Origin of the sequence: Arsukibacterium indicum, from assembly GCF_019100565.1 — a bacterium.
Lineage (GTDB): Bacteria > Pseudomonadota > Gammaproteobacteria > Enterobacterales > Alteromonadaceae > Alishewanella > Alishewanella indicum.
Genome location: NZ_JAHRID010000003.1, coordinates 466149 through 481716, shown reverse-complemented (window position 1 = coordinate 481716; position 15568 = coordinate 466149). Strand labels below are relative to the sequence as shown.

Annotated in this window: 13 protein-coding genes; 11 read left to right on the top strand and 2 right to left on the bottom strand. The window is 49.7% G+C overall.

The window, feature by feature from the left end:
- Positions 1–57 precede the first annotated feature (57 nt).
- The gene (locus tag KQY15_RS09430) at positions 58–1266 is read left to right on the top strand and encodes an EAL and HDOD domain-containing protein (protein WP_217668931.1); all 1209 of its coding nucleotides are present in this window, start codon (positions 58–60) and stop codon (positions 1264–1266) included.
- On the opposite strand, the gene KQY15_RS09425 is transcribed toward KQY15_RS09430, so the two are convergent.
- Positions 1259–1843 carry a GGDEF domain-containing protein gene (locus KQY15_RS09425; protein WP_217668930.1) on the bottom strand — a complete coding sequence of 195 codons (585 nt, stop codon included), beginning with the start codon at positions 1841–1843 and terminating at the stop codon, positions 1259–1261. The two genes, KQY15_RS09430 and KQY15_RS09425, sit on opposite strands and share 8 nt — an antisense overlap.
- A gap of 169 nt (positions 1844–2012) precedes the next feature.
- Between KQY15_RS09425 and KQY15_RS09420 the strand changes: the two genes are divergently transcribed.
- From KQY15_RS09420 to KQY15_RS09395, 6 genes are all read left to right on the top strand, one after another.
- Entirely contained in the window at positions 2013–3974 is a 1962-nt protein-coding gene (locus tag KQY15_RS09420; protein ID WP_217668929.1) for an alpha-amylase family protein, read from the top strand.
- Positions 3975–3976: 2 nt separating this feature from the next.
- Complete coding sequence (locus KQY15_RS09415) at positions 3977–6400, top strand: glycoside hydrolase family 31 protein (RefSeq protein ID WP_217668928.1); 2424 nt, start codon at positions 3977–3979, stop codon at positions 6398–6400.
- A 155-nt stretch (positions 6401–6555) separates the two neighbouring features.
- Entirely contained in the window at positions 6556–7071 is a 516-nt protein-coding gene (locus KQY15_RS09410; RefSeq protein ID WP_217668927.1) for a YcxB family protein, read from the top strand.
- A gap of 46 nt (positions 7072–7117) precedes the next feature.
- Positions 7118–7924: a trypsin-like serine protease gene (locus tag KQY15_RS09405; RefSeq protein ID WP_217668926.1), complete on the top strand. Its 807-nt coding sequence runs from the start codon at positions 7118–7120 to the stop codon at positions 7922–7924.
- 26 nt (positions 7925–7950) lie between these two features.
- On the top strand, positions 7951–8277 hold the full coding sequence (locus KQY15_RS09400; RefSeq protein ID WP_217669017.1) for a DUF2200 domain-containing protein: 327 nt from the start codon (positions 7951–7953) through the stop codon (positions 8275–8277).
- Between the two features lie 150 nt (positions 8278–8427).
- On the top strand, positions 8428–10005 hold the full coding sequence (locus tag KQY15_RS09395; RefSeq protein ID WP_217668925.1) for a methyl-accepting chemotaxis protein: 1578 nt from the start codon (positions 8428–8430) through the stop codon (positions 10003–10005).
- A 114-nt stretch (positions 10006–10119) separates the two neighbouring features.
- On the opposite strand, the gene KQY15_RS09390 is transcribed toward KQY15_RS09395, so the two are convergent.
- Complete coding sequence (locus tag KQY15_RS09390; protein WP_217668924.1) at positions 10120–10494, bottom strand: EF-hand domain-containing protein; 375 nt, start codon at positions 10492–10494, stop codon at positions 10120–10122.
- Positions 10495–10864: 370 nt separating this feature from the next.
- Here KQY15_RS09390 and KQY15_RS09385 point away from each other — a divergent pair, with 370 nt between their 5' ends.
- The 4 genes from KQY15_RS09385 (at position 10865) to KQY15_RS09370 (ending at position 15557) form a co-directional block, all read left to right on the top strand.
- The gene (locus KQY15_RS09385; RefSeq protein WP_217668923.1) at positions 10865–12091 is read left to right on the top strand and encodes a threonine/serine exporter family protein; all 1227 of its coding nucleotides are present in this window, start codon (positions 10865–10867) and stop codon (positions 12089–12091) included.
- 86 nt (positions 12092–12177) lie between these two features.
- Positions 12178–14097 (top strand): glycoside hydrolase family 13 protein, encoded by a 1920-nt coding sequence (locus KQY15_RS09380; protein WP_254795575.1) that lies wholly within the window; start codon positions 12178–12180, stop codon positions 14095–14097.
- Between the two features lie 103 nt (positions 14098–14200).
- The gene (locus tag KQY15_RS09375) at positions 14201–14638 is read left to right on the top strand and encodes an energy transducer TonB (RefSeq protein ID WP_217668922.1); all 438 of its coding nucleotides are present in this window, start codon (positions 14201–14203) and stop codon (positions 14636–14638) included.
- A 109-nt stretch (positions 14639–14747) separates the two neighbouring features.
- Positions 14748–15557 (top strand): hypothetical protein, encoded by an 810-nt coding sequence (locus tag KQY15_RS09370; protein WP_217668921.1) that lies wholly within the window; start codon positions 14748–14750, stop codon positions 15555–15557.
- The last annotated feature ends 11 nt before the right edge of the window (positions 15558–15568 follow it).

Here is a 15568-nt window from a genome sequence, read left to right as displayed (position 1 = left end):
GTTATTGCATTAATTCGGCATATACTAAAATGCGTAAGGTAATGGAGTTACGCAGTTATGTACGGTTATATTGCCCGCCAGCCAATCTTTGCCACTGATAAAACAGTATACGGTTATGAGTTGCTGTTTCGTGACGGCGAAGCAAATAGCTTTCCTAAAATTAATGCCGACGAAGCTACCAGCAAGCTACTGATGCAGCACCACTTGTTGTTGGGTGTTGAAAATATTACCGGTAATAAACCAGCCTTTATTAACTTTTCAGAAGACACCTTGCTGCATCGTTTTCCTACCTCAATTAACCCGGCCAGTACTGTAATTGAAATTCTGGAAACCGTACCTGCCACCCCGCAGTTACTGGAAGTTTGTCAGAATTTACACAGCCAGGGTTATAAACTGGCACTGGATGACCACGACTTTGACCCGAAATGGGATGAGTTTTTACCTTATATTACCTATGTAAAGATTGATGTGCTGCAATTTAACTTGCTACAAATCAGCCGCTATTTGCGGCGAATTGCCGACTATCCGCTGACACTGCTGGCCGAAAAGGTTGAAACCGCTGAGCAGTTTGAAAAGCTGAAAATGATGGGCTTTGATCTGTTTCAGGGCTATTTATTTGCCCGGCCAGAGATGATGAAACATAAGCAGTTAAGCTCGAATAAGGTCAATTTGCTGGCGCTAATTGCGGAAGCCTCACGGCCGGAGCTGGATTTTGACGTGCTGGCCGGTATTTGCCAGCGTGATGTTGGCCTGTCCTATAAGTTGCTGCGCTTTGTTAATAACAGCCAGTTTGCCGCCAGGCAGCCAATAAGCTCATTAAAGCTGGCGATGGTGTCAATGGGTGAACCGGAGTTAAAGAAATTTATCGCGTTGCTGGCGCTTGCTAATTTATCTGACGGTGAGCAGGACGACAGGCTGACAGTAGCGTTGGTACGGGCCCGTTTTTGTGATTTGCTGGCAGAGCAGAAGCATCTGTCAAATAATCCGCCCAGCGCCTTTTTAACCGGCTTGTTTTCTAACGTACACGAGATTATTGAGCAGCCGCAACCGGCAATGCTGCAGCAACTACCGTTACAAGCTGAGATTAAACAGGCATTGCTGACCCAAAGCGGCTTATTGGGCAAGATGTTGCAACTGACTATGGCGTTTGAGCGTGGTGACTGGCAAACCACAGTAGCGTTGGAACAGCAAATCAGCGGCATTGCCGAACTGTCCGAGGTATATCAGCAGGCAGTGCGCTGGGCTGATACTATTCTGATTAACTAGCGCTGAGATCACTGCTTTGATTTTCTGTTATACATACCTGATTTCGGCCCTGCGCTTTGGCCTGATAAAGCGCACTGTCAACTTTAGCAATCAGCTGCTCAATATCTTCGCCATTATGGTATGTGGCTACACCAATACTGGCAGTTAACAGCAAACCTGCCGCCGGCGTAAAGGGCTGTTTAACCAGTTGCTGGCGAATGCGCTCAGCTATCATTCGGGCATTAGCCGTGTCGGTATCTGGCAGCAGCACCAGGAACTCTTCTCCACCATATCGTGCCAGCCAATCTTCTGGCCGCAGAACCTGTTTAAAGCACTGGCTGGCATGCACTAACGCTTGATCACCTATTTGATGACCGAATTTATCGTTAATATTTTTAAAATAATCCAGATCAATCAGTAACACGCTAAATACTGATTGGTGGCGGTCACTGCTACGGGCATGATTAATTAACTGCTGATGCATAATGCGCCGGGTCCATAGCCCGGTCAGGCTATCGCGATCAGCCAGGATGCGTATTTTTAAAGCGAGTAAAGCAATAACGAGAATTAGAAATCTGGCTTCAGCTACGGTTACCATGAAACCTCTCCATTCGTTTTTAACTATAGCCAGCATTCGCAGCAATTGACAATTAATGTTATAGCGGAGCGCCTTGTCGATATGCATACGTATGCACCAAAAAAAGGCAGCCATTTACCGTTATTCTGCGGTAACTTACTGGGTTAACACAGTGGCAGGGGATACCGCAATGACAACGCAATCTAACACCAGAACTAATACAATTCGCCCCCGTTTAAAGCTTTTGCTGGCAGCCTTTGCCGCACTGGGCCTGACCAGCTGCGGCCAGCCTCCGGCTGAACAAGCCACAGCGAAGGCCGAACCTGAACCGAAAGCCGAACAAACTGCAGGCAACCGGCAAGGTAAGCCGGTGGTGTATCAGGTGTTTACCCGCTTATTTGGTAATACCAATACCACCAATAAACCCTGGGGTACCCTGGAACAAAACGGTGTTGGCAAGTTTAACGACTTTACCGATGAGGCATTAGCCGGCATTAAGCAGCTGGGTACCAGCCACATCTGGTATACCGGGGTACCACACCATGCGGTGATTAATGATTACACCGCTTATGGCATCAGCCTGGATGACCCGGATGTGGTCAAAGGCCGTGCCGGCTCGCCCTATGCGGTAAAAGACTATTACAGCGTTAATCCGGACTTAGCTGAAGACCCGGCTAACCGGCTGGCCGAATTTAGAGCCCTGGTTGAGCGTACTCACAAGCATGGTATGCAGGTACTGATAGATATTGTGCCAAACCACGTGGCGCGTGATTATCAGTCGTTGGCTAAGCCTGACGGCGTAGCCGATTTTGGTGCCAATGATAACAGCACTGTTGAATATGCCCGCAACAACAACTTCTACTATGTGCCGGGCCAATCGTTTCAGGTGCCAGCCTGGCCTGACAGCTATAAAGTGTTAGGCGGCGAGCCGCATCCGCTGGCCGACGGTAAGTTTGCCGAAAACCCGGCGAAGTGGACCGGTAATGGAGCACGGGCAGCACAGCCGGCGTTTGATGACTGGTACGAGACGGTGAAAATTAATTATGGCGTGCGACCGGATGGTAGCTATGATTTTGACACGCTGCCCTCAGAGTATGCTGAAAAAGACTGGCAGGCTCATTATCAGTTCTGGCAGGGTAAAGACGTGCCTGATTCCTGGCTGAAATTTCGCGATATTACGCTGTACTGGTTGGATTTTGGCGTAGATGGTTTTCGGTACGATATGGCCGAGATGGTGCCGGTAGAATTCTGGAGCTATTTAAACTCGCATATTAAGCGGGTTAACCCTGATGCATTCCTGTTGGCCGAGGTGTATCAGCCTGATTTGTATCGGGATTATATCAAACTGGGCTTAATGGATTACCTGTACGACAAAGTAGAGTTTTACGACAGTTTAAAGCTGGTGATGCAGGGCAAAGGCCCGACATCGGCGTTGGTAGAAACTCAGCAGCGGATGGCTGATATTGAACACCATATGCTGCACTTTCTGGAAAACCATGATGAGCAGCGCATTGCCAGCCCCGATTTTGCCGGTGATGCCCGTAAGGGCATGCCGGCCATGGTGGTATCGGCGTTGATCAGCACCTCGCCCACCATGCTGTACTTTGGCCAAGATGTTGGTGAGCCGGGCGCAGAAGATGCCGGCTTTGGTAAGCCGACCCGCACCAGTATTTTTGATTATGTTGGCGTACCGCATCATCAGCGCTGGATGAATGGCGGTAAATTTGATGGTGGTGCCCTTAGTGAAGATGAAGCGGCGCTGCGCAACTTCTATACCCGGTTAATGCAATTTAGTGCCAGTGCGCCGGCACTGATGGGCGGCTACTTTGAACTGCACAGTGCCAATCTGGCAAATAACAGCGCGTACAGCGAGCAGCAACTGGCTTTTGCCAGGTACACCCACTCCCATCAGCAAGACGACCAACAGTTGCTGGTAGTTAGCAACTTTAATGCAGAGCAGGCGGTAGAGTTTAGTTTGATTGTTCCGGCCGAACTGATTAGCCAGTGGCAGCTAGGCGATGGCAACTATAGCCTGGCAGGTCAGTTAACAGACAGCGTGGCTGAGCTGCGGGTTACAAATGGCGTTGGGCAGGTTAATATTGCTCTGCCGCCGCTGGGCTCAGTGGTGTATCGTGTGCAGTATCAGGAGTAAACATGCGCCATTTCGAAATATTTAGCCGCTTGCTGGCGGTGCTGGCTTTTTTTGCGGCGACCGGGCTGGCCGCGGCTGACTATAAGTCGCACCGGCAGTTGGGCAATCAGTTGTTGTTAACCACCAGCGATGGTGAGCTGGCCATTACCTTTTTTCAGCCGCAGGTAGCAGAGGTGCATTACCTGCCAGCAGGCGTAAAGCAGTTACCGACTTTCGCTATTGGCACATCACCGGCGCCACTGACGCTGACGGTGGCCGATAACGGCGATCACCTGCTGTACCGTTCGGCAGATATGCGGATAAAAATTGCCAAAGCGCCCATTAAACTGAGCTTTTATAAAGGCGATAAGCTTATTACGGAAGAGCAACCGGGCTTTTTCAGCAGTAATAACCAGCTTGGTTTTAAATTCCGCTTAACAGAGCAGGAAAAGCTGTTTGGCGCCGGCCAGCGCGTGTTAGGTATGGACCGGCGCGGCCATCGTCTGCCGCTTTATAACAAAGCGCACTATGGCTACAGCACAGAGTCTGAACAAATGTATTTCAGCCTGGCCGGGGTGATGTCGAGCAACAAATATATGCTGTTGTTTGATAACTCTGCTACAGGCCATATTGATTTAGGTAAAACCGCCGCCGACACTCTGGAATTCAGTGCCGTTGGTGGCCGTAGTGCCTACCTGGTGGTAGCGGGCGACAGCTTTCCTGAGCTGATTGATAATTACCTTACCGTAAGCGGCAAACCGCCACTGCCGGCACGCTGGACTCTGGGCAGCTATGCCTCTCGTTTTGGTTATCGTAACGAGGCCGAAGCGCGGGCGGTGGTGCAAAAATACCGTGAGCTGGGCCTGCCACTGGATGCCTTAGTGCTGGATTTATACTGGTTTGGCCCGGATATTAAGGGCCATATGGGTAACCTGGCCTGGGATCGCGAAGCTTTTCCGCAGCCGGAGCAAATGCTGGCCGATTTTAAAGCCGATGGCGTCAATACCATTTTAGTAACGGAGCCTTTTGTGTTAACCAGCTCAAAGCGCTGGCAGGAAGCCGTAGCCGCTGATGTGCTGGCGAAAGCGCCTGATGGTAGCCCAAAAACCTTTGATTTTTACTTTGGTAATACCGGCTTAATTGATGTGTTCAATCCGGTGGCGGCCGACTGGTTCTGGCAAATTTATAAAGATCTGGCTGAGCAGGGTGTGGCCGGGGTATGGGGTGATTTAGGCGAGCCGGAAGTGCATCCGTCTGATACTCAGCATTTGCTGGGTAGTGCCGATGAAATTCACAATGCCTATGGCCATCGCTGGGCCGAAATGGTGTATCGCGGTTATAAGCGTAACTTTGCCGACACCCGGCCATTTATTATGATGCGGGCCGGCAGCCTCGGCTCACAGCGTTATGGCATGGTACCGTGGACTGGCGACGTTGACCGCAGCTGGGGCGGCCTGCAACCGCAGGTAGAGCTGGCGCTACAAATGAGCCTGTTTGGTTTTGGCTATATTCACTCTGATTTAGGCGGCTTTGCCGGCGGCGAAACCTTTGATCCGGAGCTGTACATCCGCTGGCTGCAATACGGCGTGTTTCAGCCGGTATACCGGCCACATGCCCAGGAGCATATTGCGCCGGAGCCGGTGTTTCACAGCAAGCAGGTTATCGACACCCTGCGCCCGTACCTGAACCTGCGTTATCAGTTATTACCCTATTTATACACCATGGCCTGGCAGCACAGCCAGACCGGTATGCCATTAATGCGGCCGTTGTTTTTCCTCGATGAAACCAACCGCGATTTTATGGACGAAACCAACAGTTACCTGTGGGGCGATGCCTTTTTAGTGGCGCCGGTAACTAAGCCTGGTGTGCGCAGCTGGCCGGTGAATATGCCGGATGGCGTCTGGTTCGACTTTTTCAGCGGTAAGCGTTATCAGGGCGGTGAGCGAACCGAGGTGCCGGTGACTATCGATACCATACCGGTGCTGGTAAAAGCCGGCAGCTTTGTGCCAATGGTTGAGCCAATGGCCAGCACCAAAGACTACAGCTCACAAAAGCTTACCGTGCATTACTATGCCGACAGCAGCGTAACTTGCGCCAAAGGCCAGATGTATGAAGACGATGGCAGCAGCGCCAATAGCTCTGAAAACGGTAACTATGAGTTATTAAACTTTTATGCGCTGGATGATGAGAGTGGCCTGAAGCTGGAATTTAGCCGCAGTGTTGGTGAGTACCAGGGCAAGCCAGATAGCCGCGAGTTAACGGTAGTGCTGCATAATCAGCCTGGCAAAGCAGACAGGGTTACGGTAAATGGCCAGTTTATCGCCATCGTCGCCCAACCCCAGCGCTTCGCCCGCCAGCAAAACGTGGCGTACTACGATAAAGCCAGCAAGCAGCTAAAAGTTAAAACCCACTGGCAGGGCGAAACGCTGCAACTGCAGGTTCACTAAGCCTTCCCTTTTTATAAATTACCTTTACCAAACGGCAATCTCAGTTTGTACTGGGGTTGTTTTTTGGTAAGTTGCTTCGCTGCAGCCCCCATCCGCCACGCTACTCTCGGCCGCGGTTGGCGGTATAACTCGTATCTCATATTGTGGAGAGTCCTATGAACTTTAAAGTTGTAACATCAAAAGCTGACTATGATGCTTTCTACGCATATACAGCGTCTAAAGTGCTTAAATCGTATACTTGGCTACCAATGCTTAAAAATCTACTTCTTTGGTTAGTGTTGGCTTTTAGTTTTATGACTTTTTTTCAATTTCAGTCTGGTGAAATAGAGAAAAATTTTTTCGTTTCTATTTTGACAGTATCAATTCCTTTTTTTGCCTATGTTGCTCTTAGCAAACTGATGGAAGTAAAGGCCGCGCAATGCTTCACCCCTAACGAAAATGGGATAATGATTGGTAACAAGGAGTTTGAGGTTAGTGCTGATGGTATAAAAGAAATCCATCGGTATGGCCACAGCTTTTATAACTGGGACGTCGTAGAACGTGTTGAAGAGGTCAACGGTTCAATATATATATTTGTGGACAAGGTTTTAGCATTAATTTTCAATAGTGAGTCATTGAAATCTGATGAGCTTAAAGAAGAGCTTTTAAATACATTAAAAAAATACGTATAACAGGCCTCCCAATGCGCCTTCAAAGGGACTACCAAAGGAAACCTAAATGCCTCGAATTTTGTTTTTCACCCTGCTTGTCGTATCTTTCAGCGCAAGTGCAATCGTTATTCGGCACGACGTCGATGATTCGAAGTATCGGGTTCAGGCAACTGAGTTTCCTGCTCTGGCCGACATGCCTGGTGAGGGACATGGCGTATTGATTGCGCCGCAGTGGGTTATTACTGCTGCTCATGCGATCAGTTGGCAATCTGAAATCAAACAGATAATGGTTGGCGGTATAGCCAGAGCTGTTGAACGCATCGAGATCCATTCCGGCTACAAAGCACCGCCGCAACAGCTGCTACAGCAAGCGCTGGCTACCTGGGATTGGACACTTTTCAGAGCTCTGCTCGCTTCCTCAGATGACATCGCCCTGCTGAAATTGGCACAACCCATAACTGATATCCCTCCTGTGGCTATCTACAATAGCAACAATGAGTTCGGCCAAACTGTTAAAGTTATAGGCAAAGGCGCTACCGGTAACGGCGTGGGTGGCTATGAATTCAGTAGCTCTCACCGCACAGAACTTCGTCGTGCTTACAACACAGTCAGCAGTGCCGATGGTCGCTGGTTTTGCTATGTGTTCGACAACCCAGCGGATGCTTTGCCTCTTGAAGGCGGATCAGGTAGTGGCGACAGCGGCGGGCCAGTTCTGATTGAAGCTGAGCAGGAGTGGTTGTTGGCTGGGCTCACTTCATGGAGTGATCTACAAAGCACTAACAGAACTCCCGGGCGGTATGGTCAAGTCAGTTGCAATGTTCGGCTGAGCCATTATCAACAGTGGATTGAAAGTATTATTTCGGCGCAGCTGTAGTGGCGGCTGACCACCGTATTTTTAACATGGCCTTTGCCAAGGTTTATCCAATGTATGTGCAAAAAGCCGAGCGCAAAAACCGCACTAAAGCTGAGGTTGACCAGATTATCTGCTGGCTTACCGGCTACAGCCAGGCCGGGCTGGAGCAGCATATAGCCCTGCAGCATGACTTTGCTACTTTTTTTGCCCAGGCACCTGCCATGAACCCGAACTGCTCGCTAATTAAAGGCGTGGTATGTGGCGTGCGGGTAGAGGAAGTCGCCGACCCGCTTATGCGCAACATACGCTATTTAGATAAGCTGATAGACGAGCTGGCCAAAGGCAAAGCCATGGCAAAAATATTGCGCCAGTAGTGCCTGCTGTTTTAACTGTTATCTGGCCCTACTTTTCTTGCCACCAATTTTCTGCGTTAAATTGATGACAATAACACTATGATATATCTGCTATAGTTAGCGCAGTAAAGGTGTATCTGTTTCCATCTGCCGGCCACAAAAAGGGATGCTATGAGAGTCAATCAGCCTGTTACCCAAAAAGATTACCCGTTTCCAGCCAGTTATCGCCTGATTTCAGGCACAGATAGCCGTGGCCATATTACCTACTGCAATGATGCTTTTGCTGAGGTCAGTGGCTTTAGCCGGGAGCAACTGATTGGTCAACCCCATAATATGATTCGCCATCCGGATATGCCGCCCTCGGTGTTTAAAGAAATGTGGCAAACCATATCGTCAGGCAATGTCTGGATGGGTCTGGTTAAAAACCGACGGAAAAATGGTGATCACTATTGGGTTAGTGCCTTTGTTACCCCGGTATATGACGCTAATAAAATCGTTGGCTATGAATCGGTGCGGGTTGCTGCGCTGCCGGATGAAGTTACCCGGGCAGAACAGGCTTACCAACGGATCAGCGCTGGTAAAGCCGCGGTATCAGGCATGGCGGATTTTGCTGCCACTGCAGCAGTAGCATCGCCGGTTGTTGTTCCGGGCTTACTGGCAACTGCTGGTATTGCTTATTTAGCCTCTTTGCCTGTTGCGGCACTGGCACTGACTTCAACTGTGGTTTCTGCGGGCTGGGTGATCCTGAAACGGCGAGCCGAGTGGCAATCATTACTGGATATCAGCCCTGCCTCGTATAGCAATAGTATGGTGGCACAAACCTACTTTAATGCAGATGTCAGCAGCGCCAGAGCCAGGCTGGCGCTGGCATGTGAAATCGCCAGAAGTCGCACCGCATTAACCCGGATAGAAGATGCTGCGGTAACGCTGGACAACATTGTTGGCGAAACCTTAAAAGAAACCAAAGTAACGTTCGCGGCTACAGAGCATCAGGAAAACGCAACACAACTTGTGGCTTCTGCAATCACCGAGATGTCCGCCGCCATTCAGGAGGTGGCGGGTAACGTTGAAGCGAATGCCCAGAGTGCCAAAAATGCGCTGAACAATGTTCGCGACGGTGCCGGCCTGGCAAAAGACGCAAAAACGGCCATTGATCAGTTAAGCGATTCGGTGGCCTCTATTGCCAGGACCGTCAGGGAGTTATCCGAATCTACTACTGAAATTGGTCAGGCGGCGTCTATCATTTCCTCAATTGCTGATCAGACCAATTTACTGGCGCTCAATGCAGCGATAGAAGCAGCACGCGCCGGAGAGCAAGGTCGTGGTTTTAGCGTTGTCGCTGATGAAGTTCGCTCATTAGCATTGAAAACACGCGAATCGACAGACAAAATTCATAAAATCGTAGAAGTGCTGACCCAGCGCGCAACTAACGCAGTAAATATTTCTCAAACCGGTGAACAGGCGGCAACCCGTGGGGTGGATATTGTTGAGCAGACCCGGCAAGCGCTGGAGTCTATCAACACTGCGGTGGGGCAGATAACCGAGTCAACTTTACAAATGTCTGCCGCAGTTGAAGAGCAAAGTACCGTGGCTGACCATATCAATCAGCAAATTGTCGAGATAGCAGATGGTGCCGCCAGCACGAAAACATCGGCGAACAACTCGTTGCAATCTAATACCCGGCTAAGTGCAACGGTAGCAGATGTGCGCTCAATTATTAAACGTTTTACCGTGCGTGGCCGCAGCTAGTCAGTTGCTACTGCCCTTGTTAATCAGACAGGATTATCAAGGGTTAAAATAAAGGCCTGGTATGTACCAGGCCTTATTATATTCAGAACTGCAATAGTTAGAGCTGAATGGCGGTTACATATCGAACCAGCCGTCATCGCTGGCCTTGTTCCATTCATCATTATCCAGGTAACCACTGTCATCTTCATCGTAGTAGTCAAACAGGGAGATATTAAGCTCGTCGTAGGTCAGGTAGGTATCGCCGTCGGCATCCCAGCTGCTGAAATCATCGGCATCAAATACTGAAATGCCCAGCTCTTCTTCATTCAATAAGCTGTCATTGTTAGTGTCCCGTTTGGTATAGACATCGTAATCAAATACATAACGCTGATATTCAGCTGCAGACACCATGCTATCGCGGTTAGTGTCGGCGGTTTCAAACGTATTCGCAGCGAATGCCATGCTGCTTGCCAGCAACAAAGTGGTGAAAAAAGTTGTGTGCTTAATCATTACTGCCTCCTTATGTAAGGTTGAACATTAATGTTCTTGGCGAACAACAATAGGGTTGCAAACATGGTGCCAGGCTTTTAATGCCTATCATGTTGTTATTAATAGGTTTTAAATGAAGCAGGCTCCGGGGTTACAGCATCAGTGCAATATATTCAGGTTGTTGGGTAAGTTCTACAGCCGCTATTGCCGGGCCAGCAGGTTAGCGCAGTTCCAGCCCGGTATGTGCCTGCTGTGTGGTATAACGAGCTTAATTGCTGCCCGTCACAGACCTATTTCTCTAAATTACTGAAGGCAGCACTGCTATCAGCAGGCTTTTGTTTTACAATTAGCTGCCTATTAAAATACCACACAGAACTGCAGGAAACCGCTTGTGTATACCGCTGATTTTAATCATAAACGGAAATTTATCGTCAAACTGGGCAAGATGCTGCACAAGTACGGTACACCGGCTTACCGGCTGGAAGCCCATCTTATCGAGCTAACTAGCCACCTGGGCATTAAGGGCTCATTTATTATCTCGCCTACTTCGATGACCTTTGTATTGTGGACCGAAGGTCATGAGCAGGAATATACCCATGCCTCAAGGGTTAACCCGGGCGATTTAGATTTAGGGGCGTTGTCACGCACTGATGAATTGGTTGATCAGGTATTGCAGGGCCAGGTGAGTATTCATGAAGCGGATGCCCTGCTTGATGTCATAGATGCCCGCCCCAGCTCGTATAATAAGTTGGCCACGGCAGTTGCAATGATGGCGTCGGGCGGCGCCTTTGCGATGCTGATGGCAACCAGCTGGAATGATGTATTGTGGTCGGCGCTGTTATCGTTGCTGGTGTATGTTTTTGTGCTGTGGGCGCAACGCTCGGCCAGAGTGGCCAATATGCTGGAGCCGCTGGTTGCGATGGCAGCAGGTATTGGTGCCTGTGCCATCAGTAGCTTTATTGATCCTGGCATCAATATCAGGCTTACCGTGTTATCGGCTATTATTTCATTTATACCCGGCCTGGCATTAACCATTGGCTTTGCCGAATTAGCCGCACGCCATCTGGTGTCGGGTAATGCCCGGATTATGGACGCCCTGATGATGCTGTTTAAGCTATATTTTGGTGCTTTTCTGGGAATTGCTATTGGCTTTGCGCTGTTTGGCGTGGTCGATTTTGTTAAACCAGAACCGATATCCCGCCATTTCGCCTGGCTGGCGGTGGGCATTCTGGTCAGCTCGCTGATTGTGCTGTTTAAAAGCCGGGGCAAGTACACCCTGTGGTCACTGGCAGCGGGTTTTATTGCCTATGGTGTCAGTATTACCGGCGCGGGTCTGGTTGACTACACCATGGGTGCCTTTTTGGGAGCCTTTGCGGTGGGTATTTACAGTAACCTGTTTACCCGGCTGGCTAAGGCACCGGCAGTTATTGTTGCAATGCATGGTTTAATTGTACTGGTGCCAGGCAGCAAAACCTATATCGGTTTAAATTCGCTGATCTCGGGTCAGGATTTTGTCGTGTCCGACCGGGTGGGCCAGCAAACCTTTCTTATTTTAATGGCACTGGTGGCAGGGCTTATTTTTGCCAACGTCGCTTTGCCGCCGAAAAAGAGCCTGTAAGCTGCAAACGTATGCAGCTTACCCGCCTCTTGCACTAAAAAGCTGTGCTGACTAAGGTTTAACCTGCCCTAATGCAGGAGAACCCAATGCCTAACGCCCGTACCATTGTTTATAGCCGCCCGGTTTTCTACGCCTGTGCTGCCATGCTGTTTAGCAGTGCCGCGACAGCGCAAAGTGTTAAACGCATTGAGCCGGCGAACTGGTGGGCCGGTATGCAGCACCCGCAGCTGCAATTGATGCTGTATGGCGATAAGCTGGCACAGTGCAACGTTAGCCTTGATTATCAGGGCGTGGCACTTAGCGGCACCACAACCACCGCTAACCCAAATTACCTGTTTATTAACCTGACGCTGGCCGCCGATATAGCCCCCGGCGACTTACCGCTTCAGCTTAACTGCGCCGATAGCAAGCAGACGCTGGCCTACCCGCTGTTAGCGCGCCGCCCCGGCTCGGCGCAGCGTGAAGGCTTTAACCCCTCTGATGTGATTTACCTGCTTACACCCGACCGCTTTGCCAACGGCGACCCGACTAACGACACCCTGCCCGGCATGCTCGAGCCGGCAAACCGCAGCGATGACAACGGCCGTCACGGTGGCGATTTAGCCGGTATGGCAAAAGCCCTGCCCTATTTGGCCGACATGGGTTTTACCGCCATGTGGCCCACGCCGCTGACCGAAAACAACCAAAGCGCCTATTCCTACCACGGCTATGCCGCCACCGATTTATATAACATAGATCCGCGCTTTGGTAGCAATGCGCAATACCGCGAGCTGGTCGCTAAGGCCAATAAGCTGGGCATCAAGGTGATCCAGGACATTATTGTTAATCATATTGGTCACCAGCATTGGTGGCTAGACGATCTGCCAGACAGCAACTGGTTAAATAATCAGGATGTGCTGAACGGTGCTGCTTTTGTCGCTACCAATCATAACCGCAGTACCGCGCAGGACCCTTATGCCAGTAAAATCGACAAAGCCTTATTTACTGATGGCTGGTTTGTCGCCACCATGCCCGATTTAAACCAGCGCCATCCGTTGCTGGCAACCTATCTTATTCAAAACAGTATCTGGTGGGTGGAATATGCCGGGTTGGCCGGTATTCGGGAGGACACTTATTCTTATGCCGACCAGACTTTTTTAAGCGAATGGGCGCGACGCCTGATGCTGGAGTACCCGGATTTTAATATCGTCGGTGAAGAATGGAGCCCCAACCCGCTAATCGTTTCATACTGGCAGCGGGGCAAGCAAAATAAAGATGGCTATATCTCGCACACCCCGGCCATGCTGGATTTTCCGCTGTATGATGCCCTGCTTAAAGCGCTAACCACAGAAGAAAGCTGGAATGGCGGCTGGATTGGCTTATATGAAATGCTCAGCAATGATCATATTTACACCGACCCGTCGAATCTGGTGATTTTTGAAGGCAACCACGATACCGCCCGCATTTTTTCGCTGTTAAATGAAGATACTGATTTGTACCGGATGGCCATCAGTTACCTGTTGACTATGCGTGGTATACCTCAGCTGTTTTATGGCACTGAAATCGCCATGACCAGCCCAAAGCAACGTAGCGATGGCCAAGTACGGGCCGATTTTCCCGGCGGTTGGGCTGGTGATAAGGTTAATGCTTTTACCGGCACCGGTTTAAGCCGCACCCAAAAAAATGCGCAGCAGCTAGTAAAGACACTGCTGAACTGGCGTAAAACCGCCACGGCCATCCAAAACGGTAAGCTGTTGCACTTTGCGCCGGACAGAGGCACTTATACTTATTTCCGGTATAACGACACCCAAACGGTGATGGTGGTAATCAATAAACAGCACGAGCCGGTAACCCTGGATTTAGCCCGCTTTAGGGAAGTGCTGCCCCCTGTTAAAACCGCCACCGAGGTAATCAGTGGCCAGCGAATTGAGCTGGATAAACAACTGACGATACCTGCCAGGGGCACCCTGGTGCTGGATATTTATCAGCCATATCAGCTAACTTTAGCAGTAAGCGCTGCTGAATAGTTTAAGCTGACCAGCGACATTACGTTTAGTTTAAATAGTTGCCTTGGTAACTAATATTGGTACATTATGTTTCAGATTGTAATAAAACATAATGAGGTAACAAATGAAGCTGCATCTGGTAATTGCAACTGCCGCAGCGGTAATAACGTTTAAAGTTAATGCCACGAACTATGCTGATGTGAATGTCAGCTATCTGCACCCGGCACAGTCAGACACTATCTGGAGCCGTGCAAAGCAGGTAACGCCGTTATATCCCTTAGAGCTGGCGAGAGCGGGCACTATTGGTTGTGGGGTATTTAAGGTTAGCGTAGACGGATCCGGTAAAACGACCGATGTTACTCTGGTGAGCTCTGTGCCCGGAAAAGGCATCGCCCGGCCGGCGAGCAAAGTTATCCGCGACTGGCAATGGGTTAATAGCAGTGGCCTGGCTGATGCGCCTGAACAAAAGCTGATCCGGCTCGATTTCTGTATGGGCGGCAGTACCATGGAAGAAGCCCAGGCCCGCTGTCAGGTGCAGGCTACAGCAGCTTGTCAGGGTTAAAACGGAACGATATGCTAAAAGGGTTGTCATTGGCTCTGGCAACAAGCTGGGTATGACCTATACTCCATTCTCAGACCGCTCGTAAAACACGAAGGCATATTGATAATTAATGAAAAATGCATCAAAACTGCTGGCAGCGTTATTGCTGTCGGGGTTGAGTAGTGGCATTAGTTGCTTCGCTAGTGAGGAAGAACGACATATTATTGCTGCGTCAGAGTTAAGTGGGCTTTTTACCCTAAGGCAACCTGGGTTGGGTTCGACTGTGGTTTTTGATGGCGCTTATTATCAGCTTCTGCGCAACGTTCTGGAAGCAGCCGGTTTAGCAAAGCAGTACCGGATTGAAGTCATGCCGGCAAAACGGGCCAAGCTGGAGTTTATTAAAGGAAATGCTGCCTGCTATGCTCCGGGCCTGCAAACATTTAGCCCGGATGAATTGGCGTTAGCACCTGATACCGTAGTTAGCAGCTTGTCGTTCAACCGGGCTAAGGTAAGGGTGATATCTGCCACAGCACGAAGGCTGGTCTCAGGTATAAATGATATCCGCCGCAGTGATGTTATCAGCCTGGTTTATGGCGTACCCGTTAACGCCGAAATGCAGCATATGTTAGACAGAGCCAGAGATAGTGTAATGGTTAACTCCGAAGTCGATAGCCTTAAGTTATTGAGAAGTGGCCGGGTTGACTTAATTCTGGCGTTTTATCCGGATGTTATTTTTGCCTACCAGGAGCTTGGCATTAGTGATGAGTATCCGTTCGACAAGAGCTATAGCCCGCTGCAAATTAATGATAATGTTGTCTGTCATCTACAACATAAAGATGCTATCGATGCCATTAATATCAAGTTAGCGCAGTACCAGCAGAATGGCACTTTGCAGCGTATCCTCGGGCCATTATATATTGCCCCGGCTGAAAGCAATTAAGATCTTATCCG